This window comes from Dyella telluris, from assembly GCF_014297575.1.
Lineage (GTDB): Bacteria > Pseudomonadota > Gammaproteobacteria > Xanthomonadales > Rhodanobacteraceae > Dyella > Dyella telluris.
The window spans coordinates 2,784,886-2,807,959 of sequence record NZ_CP060412.1 but is presented as its reverse complement, the minus strand read 5'-3'; the positions used below and the strand labels follow the sequence as shown (position 1 = coordinate 2,807,959).

Here is a 23,074-nt window from a genome sequence, read left to right as displayed (position 1 = left end):
CGCTGCGCGCCTAACCTTGCGATATCGGTGCACAGGGCTGCATCCGCAGGGGAAATCGATGGGTATGGACCTCCGTTGCCTGGTGCTTTCAGGCCGCCTGCTCGACGGGCAGGACCCGGCAACCGTGCACGCTCGCATGGCCGCGGCGTTCGGCATGGAGATGGCCGGATTCCGCGAGCGGGTGTTCGCGCGGGCGCCGCTGATCATCCGCCGCGGGCTCGAAGACGCCACGGCCCAGACGCAAGCCACCCAGCTGCGCGGCATGGGCGCGGAAGCCGACGTATGGCCGGACAGCGAACGCCTGGTGTGGCTGCGCCGCGACAACCAGGTGCGCGGCCCCCTGCCCGAGGAAGCACTGAACCAGTACGGCCAGGCTGGGGACCAGTGGTGTCACGACGGCGGCCAGACCTGGTTTGCCTGGGCGCTCGCACCAACTGACGCGGAGGTGGTGGTCAAGGCGGAGGCTGGCGTAGAACCCGAACCGCCGCCGTTGCCGGTCCTCCTTGCCGCCCCGTTGCACGACGACACGGACACCTGGGCGTCCGACGAGTACGCGGAGGCCTTTCCGCCCGATGCACGGGACGACACGGCGGCCGAGCCGCCACCGCTACCCACGCCGGTCACAGCCAGACCGGTGAAGAAGCCACTCTCTGCCGCAGCGGTATTCACCGTACTGTTGGCTGCAGCGGGACTGTACTGGCACGTGCTGTCGCCCTTCGCCCTGCTGCTGGCGTTGTGCGCGCTGGTGTACCTGCACCAGCGGCCGATGCTGCGTGGCCGCGCCATCGCGGTTGCCGCGGTGCTGCTCAGCGCGACCGGCCTGTTCCTCTGGATGCCCCGCCCCGCCACCGTGGCGGTGGCGCAGCCCTACGTCGCACGCCCGTTGAAGCCGCTGTCCGGTGCCGCGGCCACGGCGCAATGCATGGCGCGCACGGCCTCGCCCAAGAACGACGAAGACCGCTTCCTGCTCACCGGCGAGCGCCTGCTCACCGGTCGCGCGCAGCGCAAGGGCGATACCTATGTCGCTGAAGCCGCCGTGTCGGTCGACCAACAATGCCAGCCCAGTGCGCTGCAGCTCTACGTTTTCCGCAACGGCGTGTTCATCGGCACGGCGCTGGACACTGCCGCCAGCGTGGCCAGCACCAAGCTCACCGATTTCGACCTGGTGGACGACCAGCACCTGCGCGTCACGCTGGCCCAATGCACCGACAAGCTGGCCAGTTGCGCCGCGACCAGCGTGCGGCAGTTTGCGGTGATGCCGGGCGGCGGTGGTTGGACCTTGGGTGAGATGAAGTGAAGCGAGGAGTGAGTGACGAGAAGTGAGTAGTGAGAGAAGAGCACGGCGGCCTTTTCTCACTTCTCACTTCTCATTCACTCACTCCTGCCCTACAGCCGCTGGCGCGGCATGCCATGCAGTTGCAGCGTGAACGCCACGCCGTCTTCCAGATTGCGCGCCATCGCCACGCCGCCATGGCGTTCGGCGACGAGTCGCACCACATAGAGTCCCAGGCCAAGATGCGGTGCGTCGCCCGGCGTCGCCTTGTCACGCAGGCTGACCAGCGAGTCGAACAGGCGACCCTGCATCGCCGCCGGTAGCGGCGGGCCCTGATTGGCCAGTTCGATCTCCGCACCGTCGGCCGTCGCATGCAGGGTCAGGCGCAGCCAGCCGCCTTCGGGCGTGAAGGACAGGGCGTTGTCGAACAGCTTGTCCAGCGCCTGCGCGATCAGCTCGGGCGCGCAATGCATGGTCAGCGGCTCGTCGGGCAGACGGGTGTCCAGCCGTCGCGTGCCCGCCAGCGGTCGGTAGGCCTCGCTGCAACCGCGCACCACTTCGACCAGGTCGACATCTTCGGGCTCGGCGGCGGCAATCGCGCGTTCCATGCGGCTGGCTTCGCTCATAGCGCGTACCAGCGCGCCGAGTCGCGCCACGCCGTCACGCGCGCGCTGCATGTAGGGCTGCGCATCCGGCGGCATGGCGTTGCCTTCCTGCAGCGCGTGCTCCAGGTTGTCCAGCGAGGATTTGACGATAGCCAGTGGCGTATTGAGCTCGTGCGAGAGCTTGGACGCCAGCGTGCGCAGGTAGTCGGTGTATCCGCCTACTACTTCGAACAGGCGCTCGAAGCTGCGCGCCAGGTCGCCGATCTCGTCCTCGGCCGCGGTCATCGGGAACGGGCCGTCCAGACGTCCATCGTTCAATTGCGCACGTTCGGCCGCGTCGCGCAGGCGGCCCAGGCGAATGCTCAGGCGCGTGGCAAAGGTCAGCAGGATCGCACCGGCCACCAGCAGCACGCCGAAGCTGGTCAACAACAAACCCAGCAAGGCGCGGTTGGCCAGCAGGGGCACGGCACGACTGGCCTGTTCCAGCAACAGCACGCCACGCACCTTGCCATCGCTTTCAATCGGCACGGCCGCGGCGAGCACCACGCTGCCGCGCGCCTCACCCTGCCGCCACAAGGTGGCCGGCCGGCCTTCGCTGGCCTGCCGTACCTCACTCACGTCCAGCCGCGGCACGTCTTGCGTCCACAGCTCCGCATCGTCCACCTGGTTGGCGAACAGCGAGCGGTAGACCAGCGCGGCAAACCAGCCCGGCTGATCTCCCGCTGCGGCAGCCGGTGTATTGAGGCGCCCGGTCTGTGCAAGCAGCCAGCCCTGGGGCGCCAGCACGCGCGCCTGCACGCCATCGAGGGCAAGCAGGCCCAGTTCCTTCGACAACGCCCTGGAATAGGTCACCAGGGGACGACTGCTGACGGCTTCCGGGTCGCCCCCCGTGGCCGGGTCGAATACGGCCAGCCCCAGCGTATCCAGCCCATCGCGGGGGACGCGCAGTTCCACGCGGTAACCACTGCCGTCTTCCTGCCACTGCGCACTGAGGCGGGCGGGCATGCCGTCCACCGGCGGATCGAGCGGGCGGGCGGTGACCTGCCCTGGAGCGGAACTGGCGATCAGAAAGCGACGCGACTGTCCGCCCTTGCCCAGGCTCAACACGAGATGGTCGGCGCGCAGGGCGCCGGGATCGTCCGCGTCGGCGCGCGTGCGCAGCGCGCCACGCACATCGGCGTAGAGGTAAAGCCATTCGGAGTCCTGGGCCAGCAGCACCTTGGCGCGCTTGTCCAGCGACTGGCTCCACGGCGTCAACGGCGCCCAGTCGTCGCCGTAGCCATCCACGGTGATGGGGTTGGCCGTGGCCTGCACGTACCACACCGGCCCCGCCGGCGGCAGCGGCGCATCGGTCACCACCAGGCTGCGCGCCATGGCGCGGGCCGAGGCGGTCAGCGCCTGCGCCTGCCCTTCGCGCAGCAAGGTCTCCATCTGGCGCACGTACAGCCAGCCGGCCACGGGCAAGGCCAGGGTGCAGAGGGCGACGAGCAGGAGCTTGTGGCGCAGGGACATGGGGCGACGATACCGAAAACGCGGCTCAGTGCTGCGTTTTGGCGGCTCCCGCCTTGGCCGGCGGCTGCATCACGTACTGGGACTGCTCGACCACGCGACGGAACGACGCGAGCAGGTCATGTTCCTGCGCGTCGCCGTGCGCCAGCGTCATCGACCAGCTGAGGCGGATGCCGGTGGCGAGGCCCGGATCGCAGAACACCACCACGTCGTCCTTGTGGTCGGTGCCTTCGTACAACACGCCACGGCAGGCCATGGTCTTGTTGTCGACCGCGAAGTCACTGGCCTTGCCGGCCTTGTCGCGCTCAAGGTAATGGTGGCGATCGTCCTGCAGCTCGGCCTCGAGCGACGACAGTTTGGACGGCCATACGTTGAGCACCATCACCCGCTCGGGCTCGCCCGTCCACTCGCCCTTGTAGAACACCTGGTTCACGCCGATGGCCTTGGCGTAGAGGCAGCAATCCTGCGTCCAGCCGTCAGGCGCAACCGTGCGGATGGTCCAGCCGGGGATATCGCGATCCGCCGGCCCGGACACCGCAGCTGTCCTGTCCCCGGTGGCCGCCTGCGCCGTCGACATCAGCAGCAACCACAGCAACGCCCAGCACCAACGTTTCATCACGGCTTCCATCGATAACCCACGCCATGCACCGTCTCGATGGCGTCGAATTCCGGCGCCACGGCGATGAACTTCTTGCGGATGCGCTTGATGTGGGAGGTGATGGTGGCGTCGTCCACAACCAGCTCGGCCTCGCGCATAAGCTGGTCGCGATTCTTCACATGGCCGGGGAAGCGCACCAGCGTGTGCACCATCCAGAACTCGGTGACCGTGAGCGGAATCTCTTCGTTGTTCCAGGTGATGCGCATGCGCTCGGACTCGAGCTTGAGCGGACCATGCTCAATCACCGTCTCGCTGCTGGCCGGCACCTTCAGCGACTCGATGCGGCGGAACAGCGCGGCAATGCGCGCTGCCAGCTGGTGCAGGCTGGTGTCCTTGCTCAGATAGTCGTCCGCACCCAGGCGCAGGCCGGAGATCACGTCGAAATCCGAATCGCGCGCAGTGAGAAAGATGATCGGCAGCGTGGCGGACTTGGCGCGCAGCTCGCGGCACAGATCGAAGCCACCCTCGGGCTCGTCGCCCAGGCCAATGTCGATGATGACCAGCTCGGGCAGGCGCATGGCGAAGGCGCTGGAGGCTTCCTGGCGCGAGCCGTAGCCGCGCGTTTCGTAGCCGAAGCGGGTCAGGGCTTCCACGTAGTTCGCGCGGATCAGTGGCTCGTCTTCGACGATGGCGATGCTGCGGCCCATGGCTCGCTCCGGAATGGCAATGGCGCGCAGCGTGCCGGCTGCGCCGCGCCCGTGCAAGCCACGAAGCCCCAATGCCCGCATTTCGCCATTCGCCGTCGGCGCGGCGCCACGACTCACTGGCCGGGGGCGGGCACTTTGCGCGGCTCGCCCACAGTGACATGACCCGCCCAGCCCCGCAGCACTTCTTCGGCCGACTCGTCCACCTGGCGGGCCACCAGCGCAACCGGCAGGCGACTCGGGCAGAAAGTCTGGTCCGGATCGTCCGCGCGCGCCGTCGGCGGACGGGTGGCATTGAGACCGTCGATGCAGATTTCGGCGCCATAGACATCGCCGCGTACCAGCTGGTCACGCTCGCGCCGATAGCGACGCTCGGCACGAACGGCCGCCACGTCGTCGCCATAGCTGCCCAGCAGCTCGGTGTAGAGCTGGCTGGCGCGTGCCTTTTCCTCGTCGGTGGCCTGCGCCATGGCGGACTTCAGCACCCCGAGATAAAGCACGTCCCCGCGCTCGGCCGCCAGCCCCAGCCAGGCCAGGCCACGGGCGCGATCCTGGCGCGGGTTGTCGCCCTTGAAGTAGCCCACCCCGAGCAGGAACTGGGCCTGCTTGCTGCCCCAACGCGCCGCCTCGATGAGGGCGGCCATGCTGCGTGCGTGGTTTCCCTTGGCCAGCTCGCGCCGCCCCATGCAGTAGTAGTAGCTGCCAGGCACGAAACGCTGCATGCCGGTAGGGCAATAGGACTGGCCGACCTCTTCCGGACTGCGGTCCGGCTTGAAGGTTTCCCGCGCGGGCGCCTCGCCCGTGGCGGACTGCGGCGGGTAAGCGGCCTGGGCCGAGCCGGCCAGCAGGAGCATTGCGCAGGCGACGAGCGGGGCGTAGCGGATGCGAGCGGTCATCACGAACATCCCTTTCGCGGCGAGTGCGAGCCACTCTAGCGCAAACACTTTCGCCAGGCTGACGATGAACCCGTCACCTCCCCGGCCGATCTTGCCCGCGTTTTGCCATATCCGGCGCCCGCCCCATGCCCACCGAGGTCGCCCAATGGAGCCGCCATCTCAGGAAACCCTGCCCATGCGCCCCTCCGGCCAACCGAACGTCGACCCCAATGCCGAACTGCGCGGCTTCGAGCCACTGCGCGTGGTGCTGGCGATCGGAGGCCTGTTGCTGGGCCTGGTCATGAGCATGCATTGAGGGCGATGGCCGCTGCATGGCCCTCGCCAGCTGAACCCGTCCGTTTCTGCTTCTGCCGTGGAAGCCTTGAAAGCGGCTGGTGCGCACGGAAGCGCGCCGGCCGCCGGGGCTGACCGGCGGGCCGCGCAGGCGGCCGCACCCGAGTCCTCCAGGCACGTTCCTTCCCCGCCCACGAGCGGGGATTTTTTTGTGTGTTAACAAAGCGCTATCGCAAGGTGACGACGCAAGTACGGGAACCAAACCGTAAAATCCCGGTCTGACTTGTTGACGGTCGATGGTTCTTGCCGTGGATCACCGGCCGTCGTGTGGTCTCCTCACACGTCGTTCCGACGAAACTTTTCCCGGCGCAGATGCGCCGGGATTTTCTTATCTGCCGCCTGCACAGCGTCGCTGACACAACGCAGCGAGCGTCTGCCTGACGGGTCAGGCGACGCGCCGTCGTTCTTGCAAGTCTCAGCCGCGAACCGCGGCCAGTTCCTTGTGCATGGCCTCGATCACGGTCTTGTAGTCCGGCGCATTGAAGATGGCCGAACCGGCCACGAAGGTGTCGGCGCCCGCGGCGGAAATCTCGCCGATGTTGGCCGCCGTCACGCCGCCGTCGATCTCCAGCCGGATCGGGCGGCCGCTCTCATCGATGCGGCGACGCACTTCGCGCAGCTTGTCCAGCGCGGAGGGGATGAACTTCTGCCCGCCGAAGCCCGGGTTCACCGACATCAGCAGGATCAGGTCCAGCTTGTCCATCACGTAGTCGAGCCAGGACAGCGGCGTGGCCGGGTTGAACACCAGGCCCGCCTGGCAACCCGAATCCTTGATCAGGCCGATGGTGCGGTCCACGTGCTCGCTCGCTTCCGGATGGAAGCTGATCACGCTGGCGCCCGCCTTGGCGAAGTCCGGCACGATGCGGTCCACCGGCTTCACCATCAGGTGCACGTCGATGGGCGCGGTGATGCCGTAGTCGCGCAGCGCCTTGAGCACCATCGGGCCCATGGTGAGGTTGGGCACGTAGTGGTTGTCCATCACGTCGAAATGCACCCAGTCCGCGCCGGCGGCCAGCGCCTTGGCGGTGTCCTCGCCCAGCCGGGCGAAGTCGGCGGAAAGAATGGATGGGGCGATGACGTTGCTCTGGATGCTCATGATCGTTGTTCCTGTAGGGGCGCCACGTGCGCGACCCGGCGGTTCGAGGCGGCAGCAGTCGCGCACAGGGTGCGCTCCCGCATGTCGTCAATGGGTTTACTTGAAGCCGCGTTCGGCCTTGATGCGTTCGTAGGCGGCATTGATCTCGCTGGCGCGGGACTCGGCCTGCTTGCGCATGGCCTCCGGCAGGTCGCCCAGGCGATCGGGATGGTGTTCGGAAATCAGCTTGCGATAGGCGCGCTTCACCGCGCGGTCGTCCACATCGCGGCCGATGCCGAGCACGGTGTACGGATCGGGCCCCTGCGTGTTGCGCTGCGGCGGCACGTAGCCACCGCCATTGCCGCGCGAGCCATAGCCACGCGAGCCGCCGGTAGCGTTCCAGGCGTAGCCCTTCATCGCCATCAGCGCCATCAGCTCCATGTCGCTCACGCGCAGCGCGAAGGCGAGCTGGCGCAGGATGGCCATCTTCTCCGGCGGCGGATTGCCCTCGGCGATGACTGTTTCGATCACCACGTCCAGCACGGGAAAGGCGTGGTCACGACGCAGGCCCACCCATCGACGCAACTGGTCGATGGCCGGGGTGACGTCGAATTCCGGCTGCTTGCCCGCGTTGAAGGCGGTGATGGCGAGCTTGCGCTGCTCGTGCTCCAGGCCCATGCGCTGCATGAGGCGTTCGGCCACGGCGATTTCGGCTTCGGACACGCGGCCATCGGACTTGGCCACCGCACCCAGCAGCGCGAACAACGGGCTGATGTAGCCACCCGCTTCCGGCGTGGCGCGACGGCGCTGCCCCTGCCGCAGGCTGTCGATGACGAAGCCGGTGATGCCGCCCACCACGGCGCCCGGAAGCCCGTGGCCGAAGATCAGTCCAAAGAGGGCGAGCCAGATGGTCCAGGTGAAATTCATGGGTTGCCTTGGTGGGCGGGCGTCTGCGCGCTGTACCAGCGCGCCAGTTCATCGAGGTCGGCATCGCTCATGGGGCCGATCGCCGCGCGCATCAACGGCACGTTGCGCCGGCCGTCGCGGTACTGCTTGAGCGCTTCGCGCAGGTAATCCAGCTGCTGGCCGGCCAGGTTCGGTGCGCCAGGTATCTGTGCCATGCCGGTTTCGCCATGGCAGGCCGCGCACAGTCCCAGCCGCGCGGGCTTCTGCGGTGCGGCCGCCTGTGCCGGCGCCACGGCGCCCCACGCCAGCATGGCGGCGGCCAGGCAACGGACGAGCGATGCGATGCGGCGGGGCGGCAGGACCATCACGAAGACCCGGGCTCAAAAAGGGCCGATTCTAGCAGCCACGGCAAGGCCCGCCGGAGTCCTCCCGCGACAGCAAGTCCTCCCCCAAGGGCCGCACCCGCTACAATTGCCCGCTTGATCGCCGGCCTGTTCCGGGCCGTCTTCCCCCGTTTTCCCGTCCTGGACCGCCAGGCCGGCCCTCCAGGAGCGAACGACCGTGCCCACCACCCTGCTGCAATCGAACCTTCCGGGCCTGGACCTGATCCATCGCGGCAAGGTGCGCGACGTTTACGCGCTGCCGGAGAACCGTTTGCTGATCGTGGCCAGCGACCGCCTGTCCGCGTTCGACGTGGTGCTGCCTGACCCGATCCCGGGCAAGGGCGAGATGCTCACGCAGATCTCCAACTTCTGGTTCGACAAGACCGCGCACCTGGTGCCCAACCACCTGCTGGACGTGCCGCTGGCCGACGTGCTGCCGGCCGGCACCGACCTGAAGCTGTACGAGAAGCGCGCGGTGGTGACGCGTCGCCTGAAGCCGGTGCCGGTGGAAGCCATTGCGCGCGGCTACATCATCGGCTCGGGCTGGAAGGACTACCAGGCCACCGGCTCGCTGTGCGGCATCAAGCTGCCGGCCGGGCTGAAGCAGGCGCAGCAGCTGCCGGAACCCATCTTCACCCCGTCCACCAAGGCCGCCGTGGGAGACCACGACGAGAACGTGAGTTTCGATGCGGTGGTGGCGGCCGTCGGCCCCGAGCTGGCCGAGCAGGTGCGTCAGGCCACGCTGTCCATCTACCAGTGGGCGGCCGCCTATGCGGCCGAGCGCGGCATCATCATCGCCGACACCAAGTTCGAGTTCGGTACCGACGAGAACGGCAAGCTCTATGTGATGGACGAGATGCTCACGCCCGACTCCTCGCGCTTCTGGCCGGCTGACTCCTATCAGGTCGGCATCAGCCCGCCGAGCTACGACAAGCAGTTCGTGCGCGACTACCTGGAAACGCTGGACTGGAACAAGAGAGCGCCGGGCCCGAGCGTGCCGGCCAACGTGATCGCCGCCACCTCGGCCAAGTACGCCGAAGCGCTGCAGCGCCTGGCTGACATCACGCTGGACTGAACCCGGCATCGCCCCGCCAGGGGAGGCAGCACGCCTCCCCTCGCCAGCCGCAGGGGCCACCCGCCTCCCCTTGCGCACCGCCCAAGCTGCACCACGTTCCCTTCGGCCTCGCCGACGCGGTATGGTCTGGCACCGGCACGGCACTGGCCCCTCATCGGCGCCCTGTCCTTGCCGCAGCAGCCGGACCGGTTTGCCACACCTGTGGCAATCGTTCCGACCTCAACCTCTTTGAAGAGTGGCGCGCACCGATGGCATCGACGCAAGGCATGCAGGTCTGGCTCGACAGTTACAGCAACGACCATCAGAACCCCACCAACCGACTGCTGCACTGGATCTGCGTACCGCTGATCCTGTGGTGCGCCATCGCCATGATGTGGACCATTCCCGTGCCGCCGATGATCGGCCGCCCTGGGTTCTGGGCCGTGGCCGCGCTGGTGCTGGCGTTCGTGTGGTACTGGAAGCAATCACGCCGCATCGCCGCCGCCCTGTTCGTGGTGCTGGTGCTGCTGTGCCTGATTACCGAGTTCGCCTATCGCGCACTGGGCCCGCACGGCTTGCTGCTGACCGGCATCGGCGTGTTCGTGGTGGCCTGGATCGGTCAGTTCGTGGGCCACGCCATCGAAGGCCGCCGGCCCAGCTTCTTCACTGACCTGGCCTACCTGCTGGTGGGACCGGCATGGTTGATGGACAAGTTCCTCCGCCGCGTCGGCGTCTGAATTCGTTGCCTACCCGTCATTCCGGCGCAGGCCGGAATCCCGTAGCGTCGATGCCCGATGTTCGCCACGCGATACAACGCGTCGTCCCAACTGCGCGGTTCGTCCATGCGGCAACCCAGCGCCATCGCCACTGGATTCCGGCCTGCGCCGGAATGACGAGCAAAACCGGAAAAGCTGCATGACCACCCTGCTTACCCTTGTCAGTTCCCTGCTCTGGTGGGTGCTCTACAGCAGCATCGGCGCACTGTTCTTCGCCATCGTTGCCTGGTCGGTACTGCGCTGGGCCGAACGCTGCCCGGTTGTGTTCAACCGCACGTATCTCGCCTGCCTGATGTGGAACCTGATCGGCCTGTTGCTCATCGTCGGCGTCGCCATGCACGAAGGGCATGCCAAACCACCTTACGCGCCCCTGCTGGTCTCGCCGTTGTTCCGCGGCGCGCTGGTGGTGGACATGGTGATCGGCGTGTTCGTGCTGTGGCGTCTTATTCCGCGCGTGGACGCCCGCCGCATCCGCCCCGCCAGCGCGTGCATGGCAGTGGCCGTGGTGATGGCGCTGGCGTTTGGCGCGGCGACCAGCCTTGCATGAAAGGGGCAGGAGTGAGTGGAGAGGAGTGAGAAGCGAGAGAGAGCACGACGCCCTTCTCTGACTACTCACGCCTCTCTACTCACTCCTGGCTCTCAATATCCCGTCTTGCGATTCGCCTCGCGCACGGCGTCGATGAACTGCGTGAACGGCCGGTCGGTAATCGCGACCAGGCCGATGTGCGAGTTCTCGCCATCAATCAGCCGACCGGTGACCGGCTGATCCACGTACTGGAACCAGTGCACGCCCACGATGGCAGGATTGGCCACCGCGTCGGCGACGTAGTGCGCATACGCTTCGCCGCGCTGCTGCTCGTTCCACGTCGGCACCACGCCCTTGCCGAACGGGCCGCGATCATCGGAACCGAAATGGAATTCGGAAATCAGCGCCGGCTTGTCGAGCTTGGCGAAGGCGGCCGCGTCGAAGGCACGCTCGGGTACATCCGCATACCCGCTGAAGCTCACGACATCGCAGAACTGCGCGCATGACGCCACCGCTTCCGGCGTATGCACCGCGAAGCGCCCGCCGAGGAACAGGTGGTGGGCATCGTGCTTGTGGATGGCCTGCGCCACCGTGCGGAAATACTGGTCGGCATAGGCGCGCAGCCAGGCGCTGTAGTCATCGGCAATGGCCGGGTGCGCATCGTCAGGACTGGGCGCGGCGAAGTTGGTGACGTTCAGCGCATCCCACGAATCCAGCGTGATGCCCCATGCGGTGGCCAGCTTTGCCGGCGTGCCGTATTCCTTCTTCAGCGCGGCGATGAAGGCCTGCTTGGCCGGGCTGCGCGCTTCGCCACGCAGGGTGCCCTGCGCCAGGCCCCAGCGCCCCTGCGGCCCCTGCCCGGCCCATGCCAGTTCGTTGTCGGCGAAGTAGCCCAGCATCCACGGATCGTCGCGCACTTCCTTCGCGGCCTGCGCCGCGGCCACGTCCGCCGCCTGCGCAAAGCGCGGATCGAACGGATCAGGCATGCGGCCCCAGTAGTCGTAACCGCTGGAGACATTGCCGAACGTGCCGGCGATGTTCACCGAGCGCGTATAGGCCATGCGGTGCATCTGGGTCAGTGCGTCGTCGCTCCAGTTGCCCAGCGTGTTGAAGCCCCAGTGATCGAGGCGTTCGATGGTGCGCGTGCGCCAGGCCTGGCGCCAATGACGCCCGTCGGCAAGGAACAGGTTGGCCGAGTAGTAATCGAACCACTTGCCCTGGTGATAGGCGATGCCCGCCGAAGCCTGCTGCTCGCCGGACGATTTGCCCGTGGTGCCGTAGAACGGCGTCCAGCGGCTGCTGTCGCGCGGCAGGTCCTTGAACATGAACTCGCGGCCGTCGATGTAGGTACGGCCACCGTCATCGTCCACCACGTTCACGCCCAGCGAGAAGAAGGCGTGCCCTTCGGGGGTCACCAGCTGCCAGCGGCCGTTGCGCTGCTCGGTGCGGAACCAGCCGGTAGCCTTGAACGCCGGCTGGTCGGTGCGGCCGCCAAAACGGTCGAAGCCCTTGCGCGCCTGTGCGTCCATGGCCGCCACGGCTTTCTTCTTCGGGCGGGCGCCACGCAGCGCTTCGTCCGAATCCACCTTGCCCGGCCACTGGCCGCGCGTGTACTGGCCCCAGGCATCGACGATGCCGGTATAGGCCTCGCGCAGGTCGTGGTCGCCGCGCGAGGTATCCAGCCGGCCGAACAGCAGGCTCTGCGCCGCCGTGGGCGCGGGCATGCCCAGACGCACGGCTTTCACGTGCGCCAGATCGAGCTTGCCTTCCACCGTGGTGGCCACGAACAGGCGCTTGCCGCCCGACACATACGGCATGGGCGGCCCGACCTGCATGCCCATGTCGCGCGGCGACGTGGCGCGCAGCGGGATCACCAGCGTCTGCGGCGGGCCCGCCGGGATGCCGACCGTCGCGTGCAGGTGTTCACCCGCCTTCACGCCATCGATATCCACGGTAAGCGTTACCGCCCATGGCATCGCGTTCTGCATGTCCACGCGCAGCGAGCCTTCCTTCGACCAGTCGCCCTTGTCGAGCATCACCGTGACCTGCGGCTGCGGCGATGGCTGGAACACGTAGCGCTGCAACGACATGCCATCGACCGTGACGGGCTTGCCGTCGAGCACGACGTGATCCAGCGAGGTCTGCGGCGTCTTCGGTGCCGGCGTTGCCGTTACGTTGGACGCGGCGGCGGCGGGAGCCGATGCGGTGGCCACGGCGTGGCTGAGATCGGCACGATCGGTATCGCTCGCCTTGTGGCAGCCACTCAGGGCCAGCAGGCAGCAGGCAGCTAGGGGAGCGATCCGGTTCATCCGTGGCTCGTCGCGTGGAATTGGCGGCAGTATGCCTGTGCCGTCTGAAGGTTGGCTTGCTGGATCAGCGTGCAGCGCGAACGCAATTTCATGCTGACCTCCGCTGCCACGCGCGCCATGCGTAATACACGGGCGCGCCCATGGCGATCAGCGCCAGACTCATGCCGGCATCGCCGGGCGAATTGATCGACGTGACGATGATCACGCCCAAGACCGTGCAGACAAACAGCAGGGGCAATACCGGATAGAACGGCACGCGATACGGCGACGGTTCGTTGCGGAAACGCCGGCGATACCAGAACAGCGTGGCAATGCCGAACGCATGCGACAACCACTCGCCTACCGTGGTGTAGTCGACCAGCTGGCCGAAGCTGCCCGAGATCACCAGCACGATGGCCCAGCCACCCAGTACAGCCAGTGCCACGCGCGGTGCGTGGGAGCGCTCATGGATGCGCCCCACCGCCTTGAACAGCATGCCGTCCGAGCCCATGGTCTGCAGCACGCGCGCGCCACCGGCGATGGCGATGCTGCAGTAACCGAAGGTGGAACAGGCGATGCCCACGGCGATCAGGGTGGCGCCACCCTCCCCGAACAGATGGCGCATCAGGTCCGCCGCCGGCGCCTGGCTAGCCGCCAGCCCGGCATGCCCCAGTCCCGCGAGGTAGGCGAAATTGACCAGTACGTAGCACACCACTACGCCGCACAGACCCAGACCCAGCGCGCGCGGCAGCGTGCGCTGCGGCTCGCGTACTTCGCCGGCCAGATCGTTGAGGTAGTGAAACCCGCCGTAGGTGAACAGCACCGGCAGCAGTGCACCGAGGATCGCGATGGACGGCACGTTATGCGTGGTGTCCGTGGCCAGCACATGGCCGAACTGCCCGTGCGCCAGGATCACACCCGTCACCACCACCAGGGCGATGGCCGAGAGCTTGAGCAAGGTGAACACGTTGAGCATGCGCGAACCGGCGCGGATGCCGAAGAAATTCACGCCCACGATGAAGGCGATGGCGCCGGCCGCCACCGGCTTCACCCAGAGCTGCGGCGACAGTCCGATGGCTGAGCAGAAATAGTCGGCAAACGTGGTGGCCACCGCGGCGACGCTGCCGGGGTAGTTGATCAGCGCCATGGTCCAGCCGAACAGGAAGGCCGGCAGCTGCCCGTAGGCCTCGCGCAGATAGATATAGACACCGCCTGCCTGTGGCCGGCGGGCGCCGAGCTCCGCGTAACAGAGCACGCCTGCCAGGGTCAGCAGGCCACCGATGGCCCACAAGATGAGCAGCTGCGCGCCCGAGGACGTGCGCTCCGCCACGGTGGAGGCGCTGCGGAAGATGCCGGCGCCGATCACGCCACCGATCACGATGGCGGCCGCATCCCAGGTGCCCAGGCGGCGCAGATACGCGGAAGAGTTCTCAGCAGTCATGGAGCGGCACGGCGTCCTTCGTGACAGATACGAGACATGGACGATAGCGGACTGCGCCCGGTTCTACGACTGGCGGAAGACACGGCACCGACGACGAAGTGCAAGCGGCACGAAGAATCCAAGAGGATGTGACAGCACCCGCCGTCAACATGACTTTCTCAAGACAATCAGTAGTTTTTCGCTATCGGCCATCACAGGCGGAGGCCATAGTCACAGCCTCGGTCGCCAAGGCGAACCGGCCCTTCCTTCCTGCTGAAGCACTACCCGGAGGCACCATGAGTACCGTTGCGGGCGTCGTCCGCCCCGAGGACGACAAGACCCTTGGCCCCCTGCTGGAATGCGACCGGGAACTGGTCGCCGTGGGCAAGAAGATCCGCGTACTGAAGGCCATCGACTGGCCGCAGTCCATGGAAACGACCTTCATGGCCTCCTGGGAGAAGGGCCAGCCCGTACTGCCGCAGCCACCGGTGCGCCACCCCGATCTGAGCGGCGAAATGGCCGCGCTCAGGGCGATCATGGCCAAGCTGGACCGCGGCCACCCGCTCGGGGACTGGCTCTTCAAGACCGCGTGGAGCTATCTCACCGCAGCCCAGATGCTGATGGGCATCGGCACGGAGACATTTACGCGCTGCTCGACTGCGCTGTATGGGCGGCCCGACGCGATCTACCTGGGGCAGACCGCCAACGCGTTCGATGCAGCGAAGGAGCTGCTGGCCATCAGCGACGACCTGATCAGCCGCGAAGGCCTCCCGCGTGTGCCTGCCGATATACCCGCCGAAGAATTCGCCCAACGCCTGCGCGAACGCCTGGGTCCTTTCTTCGACAAGGACGAGGTGAAAGTGGTGCTCGACCCGGACCTGCCGTCAAAGGCCACGGCCGGCAGCAAGAGCATCAACCTTCGCTCGACCGCGCTGTTCTCCGCGCTGGACCTGGAACAGCTCACCGAACACGAAGCCTTCGTGCACACCGCCACGCTGCTCAACGGCAAGCATCAGCCCTACTTCAAATCGCTGGGCCTGGGCGCGCCCCGCACCACGCGCGCGCAGGAAGGGCTGGCGACGTTCTCCGAGATCATCACCGGCGCGATTGACCTGAACCGCCTGCGTCGCATCGCGCTGCGGGTAGTTGCGGTCAAGAACGCACTGGACGGCGCGGACTTCATCGAAGTGTTCCGCGGCTTCCTTGATGCTGGCCAGTCACCGGTCGAGAGCTACCAGAGCGCGGCGCGCATCTTCCGTGGCGGTGACCCGAGGGGCAAGATCTGCTTCACCAAGGACAGTGCCTATCTGGAAGGCGTGATGGGCATCTATGTGTTCATCCGCAAGGTGCTGCAGGAAGGCCATGTCGAAATGCTGCCGCTGTTGTTTGCGGGGCGCGTGACCGCGTCGGACGTGATCATGCTGGCCCCTTACCTGGAGAGCGGCCTGATTGCCCGTGCGGTCTATGTGCCGCCGTGGGCACGCAATCCCCAGCGCATTCTTTCCTTGATGGCTTTTTTCACCGCCGCCCAGCGCTTCCGGCTGGATACCTTCGACCTGCACGCCTTCGTGGAACTGGACAGGAAGCGCGTCGACGAGAGTCTGCACACGCCCTGGCAATAAAAGGGCTTTGTCGCGAGCAGGGCTCGCTCCCACCATGTGGCCGCCTTCTGTGGGAGCGAGCCCGTGGGAACGGACCCGGCTCGCGACAGGCCACCTCGCCACCATGCCGCAATGCCACGCGCCAACCGGGCCGTTTCGTGTTTGACTGTGCGCCCCGCCCCACCCGCGTCCGGTTGTGCCTTCCCTGCCCCGCAAGATCATCCACGTCGACATGGACGCGTTCTACGCGTCGGTGGAGCAGCGCGACGATCCATTGCTGCGCGGCAAGCCGGTGGTGGTGGCGTGGCGCGGTGCACGTTCGGTGGTATGCGCCGCAAGCTACGAGGCACGCACCTTTGGCGTGCGCTCGGCCATGCCGGCGGTGCGCGCGGAACGCCTTTGCCCGCAGGCGATTTTCGTGCCGCCGGATTTCACGCGATACAAGACGGTATCGCGGCAGGTGCGGGAGATCTTCGCGCGTCACACCGATCTGATCGAACCGCTGTCACTGGACGAGGCCTACCTCGACGTCACCACCACGCACACGCACTTGCCTTCGGCCACCGCAACGGCGGAAGCGATCCGTGCCGCCATCCGCGAGGAAACGCAGCTCACGGCATCAGCCGGCGTGGCCCCGAACAAGTTCCTCGCCAAGATCGCCTCGGACTGGCGCAAGCCCGATGGCCTGTTCGTGATACGTCCCAACCAGGTCGAGGCGTTCCTTGCACCGCTGCCGGTGGGGCGGCTTCCAGGCGTGGGCAAGGTGATGGAGGCGAAGCTGACCGAACTGGGCATCGCCACGGTCAGTGACCTCAAAGCGTTTGGCGGTCCGCCACTCGAACAACATTTCGGCCGCTGGGGACGACGGTTGCACGAACTCTCCCTGGGTATCGATGACCATGCGGTGCAGCCCGACCGCCCGACCCTGCAGGTGTCTGCCGAGGACACCTTCGAAAGCGACCTCACGCTGGATGAGATCGCACCGCACATCCGGCGCCTCGCCGAGAAAACCTGGGCGGCCCACGAACGCGAAGCCAGCGGCGACCACGCGCGCGTGGCGCGCACGGTGGTGCTCAAGCTGAAGACGTCGGACTTCCATACGCTCACGCGAAGTTTCACACCATCGACACGACCAGCCTCTGCGCAAGAAATTGCGGATATTGCCTGTGCCTTGCGTGACCGCGTCGACCGTCCGTCGGAAACGCGCTATCGACTCGTGGGTGTGGGACTGGCCGGATTCGTGGACGCCGACAGCTTCGCGGCCCAAAGCGATCTGTTCGGACACGTTGGTTTCAATTGAAACCACTCGTGAAAGCATTCGGCTACTGAAAGAATTGTTAAAGAGGCCTTGTCTCGGTATCAATTTCCTGAAAGAGTGGCCTCGGGGAACCCAATAAGCGGTGCAACACCTATAGACGTCCAGGCGCCTATAGCGGGAACTCTTTTGCCTAAATTCGGGGAGACAAACATGCAGTCCAATTACAATCGTCTGTCGATTGCGGTACGCCTGGCGCTTTCTGTCGGCATCGCATCCACGGCCGCCATGGCTCAGGCGCAGGACGCCACAACAAACAAGGACGCATCGAGCGCGCAGAGCCAGAACAGCGGCGACCAGCAAGCCAACAAGTCCAACGCAAAAACGCTCACCGCCGTTTCCGTCACCGGCTCGCTGATCCGCCGCGTCGACGCTGAAACCGCCAGTCCGGTCGTCACCCTCGACCGTGGCGCGATCACCAACAACGGCACGCCCACCCTCGGCAACGTGATCCAGCAGTTGCCCAGCGTGTCGGGTACGGCTACCAACACCCAGAACAACAGCAACGGCGGCGGCGTCGCCAGCCCGACGCTGGAAGGCGGCGACGGCGCGGCACGCGTGTCGCTGCGTGGCCTTGGCACCGACCGCACCCTGGTGCTGGTGGACGGCCAGCGCCTGGCCAACGCCGACCTCAACATGATTCCGCAGAACATGGTCGAGCGCGTGGACGTGCTGGCCAATGGCGCCTCCACCGTGTACGGCTCCGACGCCGTCGGCGGCGTGGTGAACTTCATCCTGCGCAAGGACTACAAGGGCGCGGAGCTGAGCGTCAACGACGGCGTCTCCTCGCATGGCGATGGCCAGCGTCATGGCGCGCAGTTCACCGTGGGCGCAAGCGGCGACCAGGGCAACATCGTCGCCGGCATCGACTACAACAAGCAGGATCCGGTGATCGCCACGCGCCGCGGCTTCTCGGCCCACCAGCTGTCGCTGTACAGCTCCGGTCCGCAGATCTCCGGTTCGCACACGGTTCCCTCCGGCAAGTTCCAGCTGCCGGCCGGCAACCCCGGCCTGCCCGCCAACTGCTCCTCCGGCCTGGTCACGCTGGCCAGCGGCTCGGGCAACAGCGTCAACGACTACCGTTGCTTCAACGGCGCCAGCGACGTCTACAACTACAACGCCTACAACTACATCCAGACGCAGTCCGAACGCACCAACGTCTTCGTGCTTGGTAATTACAAGATCAACGACTACGTGACGTTCTTTGGCGATGCGTTCTACAACCACACGCATTCGGCCGGCCAGGACGCACCTGCACCGACCAGCGGCGCCGACGGCTGGTCGGTGGCGGCCAACAACCCGAACAACCCGTTCGGCGTGGCCTTCGGTGATCCGGCGGTGGCGGGCAACAACCTGATCAGCACGCGTCTTACCGGCGTGGGCACCCGCCTGCATACGTTCAGCACCGACAACGCCCAGGTCAATGCCGGCCTGCGCGGCGTCTTCGGTTCAAGCAGCTGGATCTGGGACGCGAGCTTCGACTACGGCCGCACGCACCGCGTGCAGACCAACTTCAACGAAGTGAACATCCCCGCCCTGCAGGCGGCGATCGATGCCGGCGCCAACATCTTCAACCAGGCTGATCCCGCCGTGACGGCGCAGCTCAAGAGTGGCGTCAGCAACCCGATCTACGCGCTGACCAACGTCATGAAGCAGTTCCAGGCCAACGCCTCGGGCGGCCTCTGGGATCTCCCCGCCGGCACCATGCAGCTGTCCACCGGCGTGCTGTATCGCAAGAACACGATGGATTACACCGTCACCAGCGATGCGTTGCTCGACGTCTCCAAGGGCACCTGCGTCGTGTTGCAGGAGGCCTGCGGCTCGCCGGCCAGCGGCAACCAGACGGTGAAGGAGCTTTACGCCGAAACACTGATCCCGCTGTTGAGCGAACAGCCCTGGGCCTACTCGCTGAACGTCGATCTGGGCCTGCGCCATTCCAACTACAACACGTCCGGCAGCACCACCAACGGCAAGTTCGCGGTGGAATATCGTCCGATCGCCGACCTGCTCGTCCGCGGCACGGTCTCGCAGGTGTTCCGCGCGCCGAACCTGGATGAACTGTACGACGGCCAGACCATCACCAACCCGACGGTCAACGATCCCTGCTACAACCTGACGTCTGCCGAGCTGGCCCAGCACGCCGCAGCCTGTCAGTTCATGCCGCCGAACACCAACTACGTCAGCACGCTGAACACGCAGATCGCCGGCCACTACTCGGGCGCCGTGCCCGTGGGTGCGTCGCTGAAGCCCGAAAAGGGCAAGTCGTATGACTTCGGCTTCGTCTACTCGCCGAGCTGGCTGGAAGGCGCGTCCACCACGGTCGACCTGTGGCGCATCACGCTCAAGGACATGCTGACCATCATTCAGGCACAGACCGTGCTGAATGAGTGCTTCGCCGACAACGCCAGCCCGTACTGCGGTTACATCAACCGCTACGGCAACGGCACGTCCATCCCGGGCGGCATCAACTACGTCAACACGCCGTACGTGAACCTGGGCAACCTGAGCACCAGCGGCGTCGACTTCACCCTGAACTACGCCATTCCGCACTTCAACGTGGCAGGCGTGGATCCCGGCAACTTCAAGGCCTCGCTCAACACCACGTACATCGATACGTTCAAGAACGACGCCACGCCGGGTGCACCGGGTGCGGAGACGATCAACTACGCGGGCACCTACACCCAGCAGTTCGGCAACATCAGCCGCTGGCGTGGCACGCTGACGTTGAACTGGTCGCTCGGTAACTGGAGCGCCCAGTGGCAGAGCCGTTACATCAACCACCTGAAGAACCTCACCGCCTACGCCGACACCGGCGAGGCCGTGGCCATGCCGATGGGTGCCATCACGTACCACAACATCCAGGCTGGCTACGAGTGGGCAGCTGCCCACACGAAGTTCGACGTGGGTATCGACAACCTCACCGGTCGCGTCCCGCCGCTGGTGTACCAGAACGGCCTGAACTACAACGTCGATACGGCAACGTATGACGTGATGGGTCGCTACTACTGGGCTCGTGCGACGGTGAAGTTCTAAGCACCGTCCGACGGAAGGTAGGCATGTGGCCGCAACGCTTGTTGCGGCCACATCGCTGTTAAGATCAGGCGATGGGCACGTCCGCGTCATCATCGTCCGAGCAACTGATTGCAAGCATGATCACGGCGTTCAACGCCGGTGACATGCACCGCCTGCTCGCCCTCGGCCAGGCCGCCGGTGACCCCGCCACGGCCGACGATACGGTGCTGCTCCTGCTGGGCGCGGCGCAGCAGTCGACAGGCCACGTCCACGATGCGCTGGACAATTTCCAGCGACTTACGCAACGCCGGCCGGATGTCTCCGCCTACTGGAACAACCTGGGCAACGCCGCGCGTGCGGCAGGCAACCCTGAACTCGCCGAACGTGCGCTGGGCAAGGCCATCGAGCTTGCCCCCGAACAGGCCGACGTCCAGTACAACCTTGGCCTGCTCTACTCACAGCAACAGCGCTGGCTGATCGCTCGCGAAACGCTGCTGCAGGCCGTGAGCCTTGCCCCCGACTTCATCGAGGCGCGTCTTCAGGCTGCCTATGCCTGCCACTTCTGCGGCGACACGCGCGGCGCCGAGGTGATGCTCGACGGCGCAGGGCAATGGCCGCCCCAGCCCGCCGAACAGGCCTTGATCCTGGCCACCATGCTTTCCAGCCTCGGTTACCAGGATCTGGCCTTTCGTACGTTGGCACAGGCGGTGCTGCCGGAAGGGCCGCAATGCCTTTCGCTGGCGCAGCGCATCACCGCCATGCGCGCGTCCATGTACGAACGCAGCAACCAGATCGAGCGGGCCGTCACCGAGCTTGCCGACCTGCCGCTGGAATCGCTTGCATCGCTGCCCGCCCATGACTGGGAGCTTCGACACGCCGGGCTGCAGGTGCACGCCAGCGTTGCGTCGCGGCGCGGCGAGCTGGAGCAGGCGGCGCAGTTGTTCGACGGATTGCGCAACGAGCACCAGGATGCCCATCTGCGGGCCGGCGCGGCTTTCAGCCTGGCCGCCATTCGCGACAAGCAGGGCCGCCGCGAAGACGCATGGCAGGCGCTGGACGACGCCCACGCCTCGCAGCTGCGATTCGCCCGGGACTTCGTCCCCGAGCTGCTTGAGCCAGGCAGCCAGCCGCTGGATATGGTCACGCAATCGGTCAGCCGGCTCGAACGCGACCGATGGTCGCCGCTGCATGCGCCAGGCAGCGACAAGAGCCCGGTGTTCGTGGTGGGCTTTCCCCGTTCCGGCACCACGCTGCTGGAACAGATGCTGGATGCGCACCCCGATTTCCGCTCGATGGACGAGCGCGCCTTCATCTACGAACTGATCAAGCGCATGCAGCTGGCGGGCCAGGCGTACCCAGCCGATCTCGCCGGGCTGACCCAGGCCAACGTGGATCAGCTGCGGGAACTCTATGCCGCGGACGTACAGCGGATTGCACCGGACCTCGGCAGCCGGCGACTGGTCGACAAGAACCCGCTGAACATGCTGTGCCTGCCCATGATCATGCGGCTGTTTCCGGAGGCCCGCATCATCCTGTGCCTGCGCCACCCCTGCGATGTGTTGATGAGCTGTTTCATGCAGCCGTTCCGCTCGCCAGCCTTCATGGTGCTGTGCTCGTCGCTGGAGCGTCTCGCGCGCGGATACGTGGATGCTTTCGAACACTGGTTCCGCCACGTGGAGGTGTTTGCTCCCCGTGTGCTGGAGTGGCGCTACGAATCCGTCGTCTCGCGCTTCGACGAGCATCTCGTACGGCTGGGCGAATTCCTGCAGGTGGAAGACAGCACCCCCATGGCACGCTTTGCGGAGCATGCCCGCGCCAAGGGTTACATCAGCACGCCGAGCTACGCGCAGGTCACCCAGGGCATTCATCGGAAGGCCGTTGATCGCTGGCAAGCGTACCGCGACAAGTTCGAGCCGGTGTTGCCGATACTGCGGCCGATGATGGCGCGGCTCGGCTACGACGAATGACCACCTTGTAGCGGCCGCCAGCACGGCCGCGTATTCCAATGCCTGACATGGACGAATTCCCCATGCATTTCGAAGTACCCAAGGTGAAGATGCACTCGCTGCGCGAGTTCCTGCAGCACTACCTGATGATCGTGCTCAGTATTCTCACCGCGCTGGGCCTGGAGCAGTGGATCGAGCACGCACATCATCGACACGCTGCTGAGTACGCCAGCGCGCAGATCAATGCGGAACTCGGCAGTACGCTGCAGGACATACAGGACGCCATCCAGACGGACGAGAAGAAACTCGCGCCGTTGACGGCGATCCAGCAAGCCGTGGCCGATGACGTGAAGAAGGGCCTGCCGGATGCCGAGGTCAACAGGCACATTCGCGAGCTGAGTGGAAAGTTTGCGCTGAGCATCAACTGGCCGGCGTTCAATACGCAGGCGTGGGATGTCGCGGTGGCGAACCAGTCTGCCACCTGGATCGACGTGTCACGCCTGCACCGCTATGCCGCCGCCTACGCCGCCCTGCGCGATGCGGCCAGCTGGACTTCGCACAACGCGACGCTGGCGCTCGACGCGCCGCGCATGGTGGATCTGCAGACGCGCATCAACCTGGGCAAGGACGTCGACCCGGTGGAGTTCCTCAGCGTGCTGCAGCAGATGATCAACAGCTCGAAGGGCACCGTGGGTTACCTGAGAGAGACCTCCGTGCCGATCAAGGCGGCGCTGGCGAACACGGAAAAGTAAGGCCCGACATCGATAGCGAGACCGTGCCTCGGCGCGATCTCGCACGGCGTGCACGACATCGCCATTCGCAACCATCGCGCCGGACTCGATCACGCTACTCCT

Annotated in this window: 18 protein-coding genes; 9 read left to right on the top strand and 9 right to left on the bottom strand. The window is 66.1% G+C overall.

Annotation, left to right across the window (positions count from 1 at the left end; all coding sequences use genetic code 11):
- Window positions 1-58: 58 nt before the first annotated feature.
- The gene (locus tag H8F01_RS12385) at window positions 59-1,297 is read left to right on the top strand and encodes a hypothetical protein (protein WP_187055424.1); all 1,239 of its coding nucleotides are present in this window, start codon (window positions 59-61) and stop codon (window positions 1,295-1,297) included.
- A gap of 89 nt (window positions 1,298-1,386) precedes the next feature.
- Here the strand turns inward: H8F01_RS12385 and H8F01_RS12380 are convergent, their stop codons facing one another.
- From H8F01_RS12380 to H8F01_RS12350, 7 genes are all read right to left on the bottom strand, one after another.
- Window positions 1,387-3,390 carry an ATP-binding protein gene (locus tag H8F01_RS12380; protein WP_187055423.1) on the bottom strand — a complete coding sequence of 668 codons (2,004 nt, stop codon included), beginning with the start codon at window positions 3,388-3,390 and terminating at the stop codon, window positions 1,387-1,389.
- Window positions 3,391-3,415: 25 nt separating this feature from the next.
- Window positions 3,416-4,003 carry a hypothetical protein gene (locus H8F01_RS12375; RefSeq protein ID WP_187055422.1) on the bottom strand — a complete coding sequence of 196 codons (588 nt, stop codon included), beginning with the start codon at window positions 4,001-4,003 and terminating at the stop codon, window positions 3,416-3,418.
- Window positions 4,003-4,692 (bottom strand): proteobacterial dedicated sortase system response regulator, encoded by a 690-nt coding sequence (pdsR, locus tag H8F01_RS12370; RefSeq protein WP_074546320.1) that lies wholly within the window; start codon window positions 4,690-4,692, stop codon window positions 4,003-4,005. Before pdsR ends, H8F01_RS12375 begins: the two co-directional genes overlap by 1 nt.
- Window positions 4,693-4,805: 113 nt before the next feature.
- Window positions 4,806-5,585, bottom strand: a complete 780-nt coding sequence (locus H8F01_RS12365; RefSeq protein ID WP_187055421.1) for an SEL1-like repeat protein — start codon at window positions 5,583-5,585, stop codon at window positions 4,806-4,808.
- Between the two features lie 748 nt (window positions 5,586-6,333).
- Window positions 6,334-7,014 (bottom strand): ribulose-phosphate 3-epimerase, encoded by a 681-nt coding sequence (gene rpe, locus H8F01_RS12360; RefSeq protein WP_222615660.1) that lies wholly within the window; start codon window positions 7,012-7,014, stop codon window positions 6,334-6,336.
- Window positions 7,015-7,110: 96 nt separating this feature from the next.
- The gene (gene djlA / locus H8F01_RS12355) at window positions 7,111-7,920 is read right to left on the bottom strand and encodes a co-chaperone DjlA (protein ID WP_187055420.1); all 810 of its coding nucleotides are present in this window, start codon (window positions 7,918-7,920) and stop codon (window positions 7,111-7,113) included.
- Window positions 7,917-8,210, bottom strand: a complete 294-nt coding sequence (locus H8F01_RS12350; protein WP_187059271.1) for a c-type cytochrome — start codon at window positions 8,208-8,210, stop codon at window positions 7,917-7,919. Before H8F01_RS12350 ends, djlA begins: the two co-directional genes overlap by 4 nt.
- A gap of 250 nt (window positions 8,211-8,460) precedes the next feature.
- Here H8F01_RS12350 and H8F01_RS12345 point away from each other — a divergent pair, with 250 nt between their 5' ends.
- From H8F01_RS12345 to H8F01_RS12335, 3 genes are all read left to right on the top strand, one after another.
- The gene (locus H8F01_RS12345) at window positions 8,461-9,357 is read left to right on the top strand and encodes a phosphoribosylaminoimidazolesuccinocarboxamide synthase (RefSeq protein ID WP_187055419.1); all 897 of its coding nucleotides are present in this window, start codon (window positions 8,461-8,463) and stop codon (window positions 9,355-9,357) included.
- 248 nt (window positions 9,358-9,605) lie between these two features.
- Window positions 9,606-10,073 (top strand): Mpo1 family 2-hydroxy fatty acid dioxygenase, encoded by a 468-nt coding sequence (locus tag H8F01_RS12340; RefSeq protein WP_238480967.1) that lies wholly within the window; start codon window positions 9,606-9,608, stop codon window positions 10,071-10,073.
- 178 nt (window positions 10,074-10,251) lie between these two features.
- Window positions 10,252-10,659, top strand: a complete 408-nt coding sequence (locus H8F01_RS12335; protein WP_187055418.1) for a hypothetical protein — start codon at window positions 10,252-10,254, stop codon at window positions 10,657-10,659.
- Window positions 10,660-10,751: 92 nt separating this feature from the next.
- Here H8F01_RS12335 and H8F01_RS12330 read toward each other — a convergent pair whose 3' ends face one another.
- Entirely contained in the window at window positions 10,752-12,947 is a 2,196-nt protein-coding gene (locus H8F01_RS12330) for a beta-agarase (protein WP_187055417.1), read from the bottom strand.
- Window positions 12,948-13,035: 88 nt separating this feature from the next.
- Window positions 13,036-14,367 carry an APC family permease gene (locus H8F01_RS12325; protein ID WP_187055416.1) on the bottom strand — a complete coding sequence of 444 codons (1,332 nt, stop codon included), beginning with the start codon at window positions 14,365-14,367 and terminating at the stop codon, window positions 13,036-13,038.
- A 275-nt stretch (window positions 14,368-14,642) separates the two neighbouring features.
- Here H8F01_RS12325 and H8F01_RS12320 point away from each other — a divergent pair, with 275 nt between their 5' ends.
- The 5 genes from H8F01_RS12320 (at window position 14,643) to H8F01_RS12300 (ending at window position 22,972) form a co-directional block, all read left to right on the top strand.
- Window positions 14,643-15,968: a peptidase MATCAP family protein gene (locus tag H8F01_RS12320; protein ID WP_187055415.1), complete on the top strand. Its 1,326-nt coding sequence runs from the start codon at window positions 14,643-14,645 to the stop codon at window positions 15,966-15,968.
- 175 nt (window positions 15,969-16,143) lie between these two features.
- The gene (dinB, locus tag H8F01_RS12315; RefSeq protein WP_187055414.1) at window positions 16,144-17,247 is read left to right on the top strand and encodes a DNA polymerase IV; all 1,104 of its coding nucleotides are present in this window, start codon (window positions 16,144-16,146) and stop codon (window positions 17,245-17,247) included.
- Window positions 17,248-17,415: 168 nt separating this feature from the next.
- Entirely contained in the window at window positions 17,416-20,295 is a 2,880-nt protein-coding gene (locus H8F01_RS12310; RefSeq protein WP_187055413.1) for a TonB-dependent receptor domain-containing protein, read from the top strand.
- 116 nt (window positions 20,296-20,411) lie between these two features.
- On the top strand, window positions 20,412-22,241 hold the full coding sequence (locus tag H8F01_RS12305) for a tetratricopeptide repeat-containing sulfotransferase family protein (protein WP_187055412.1): 1,830 nt from the start codon (window positions 20,412-20,414) through the stop codon (window positions 22,239-22,241).
- A gap of 62 nt (window positions 22,242-22,303) precedes the next feature.
- The gene (locus tag H8F01_RS12300; protein WP_187055411.1) at window positions 22,304-22,972 is read left to right on the top strand and encodes a hypothetical protein; all 669 of its coding nucleotides are present in this window, start codon (window positions 22,304-22,306) and stop codon (window positions 22,970-22,972) included.
- Window positions 22,973-23,074: the final 102 nt, after the last annotated feature.

What these genes read in the sequence shown, in the direction of transcription:
- rpe (WP_222615660.1), bottom strand. Translation starts at nt 7,014, where the DNA reads ATGAGCATCCAGAGCAACGTCATCGCCCCATCCATTCTTTCCGCCGAC.
- H8F01_RS12340 (WP_238480967.1), top strand. Translation starts at nt 9,606, where the DNA reads ATGGCATCGACGCAAGGCATGCAGGTCTGGCTCGACAGTTACAGCAAC.
- H8F01_RS12375 (WP_187055422.1), bottom strand. Translation starts at nt 4,003, where the DNA reads ATGAAACGTTGGTGCTGGGCGTTGCTGTGGTTGCTGCTGATGTCGACG.
- H8F01_RS12310 (WP_187055413.1), top strand. Translation starts at nt 17,416, where the DNA reads ATGCAGTCCAATTACAATCGTCTGTCGATTGCGGTACGCCTGGCGCTT.
- H8F01_RS12385 (WP_187055424.1), top strand. Translation starts at nt 59, where the DNA reads ATGGGTATGGACCTCCGTTGCCTGGTGCTTTCAGGCCGCCTGCTCGAC.
- H8F01_RS12330 (WP_187055417.1), bottom strand. Translation starts at nt 12,947, where the DNA reads ATGAACCGGATCGCTCCCCTAGCTGCCTGCTGCCTGCTGGCCCTGAGT.
- djlA (WP_187055420.1), bottom strand. Translation starts at nt 7,920, where the DNA reads ATGAATTTCACCTGGACCATCTGGCTCGCCCTCTTTGGACTGATCTTC.
- H8F01_RS12335 (WP_187055418.1), top strand. Translation starts at nt 10,252, where the DNA reads ATGACCACCCTGCTTACCCTTGTCAGTTCCCTGCTCTGGTGGGTGCTC.
- H8F01_RS12365 (WP_187055421.1), bottom strand. Translation starts at nt 5,585, where the DNA reads ATGACCGCTCGCATCCGCTACGCCCCGCTCGTCGCCTGCGCAATGCTC.
- H8F01_RS12350 (WP_187059271.1), bottom strand. Translation starts at nt 8,210, where the DNA reads ATGCTGGCGTGGGGCGCCGTGGCGCCGGCACAGGCGGCCGCACCGCAG.
- H8F01_RS12380 (WP_187055423.1), bottom strand. Translation starts at nt 3,390, where the DNA reads ATGTCCCTGCGCCACAAGCTCCTGCTCGTCGCCCTCTGCACCCTGGCC.
- H8F01_RS12325 (WP_187055416.1), bottom strand. Translation starts at nt 14,367, where the DNA reads ATGACTGCTGAGAACTCTTCCGCGTATCTGCGCCGCCTGGGCACCTGG.
- H8F01_RS12305 (WP_187055412.1), top strand. Translation starts at nt 20,412, where the DNA reads ATGATCACGGCGTTCAACGCCGGTGACATGCACCGCCTGCTCGCCCTC.
- pdsR (WP_074546320.1), bottom strand. Translation starts at nt 4,692, where the DNA reads ATGGGCCGCAGCATCGCCATCGTCGAAGACGAGCCACTGATCCGCGCG.
- H8F01_RS12300 (WP_187055411.1), top strand. Translation starts at nt 22,304, where the DNA reads ATGCATTTCGAAGTACCCAAGGTGAAGATGCACTCGCTGCGCGAGTTC.
- H8F01_RS12320 (WP_187055415.1), top strand. Translation starts at nt 14,643, where the DNA reads ATGAGTACCGTTGCGGGCGTCGTCCGCCCCGAGGACGACAAGACCCTT.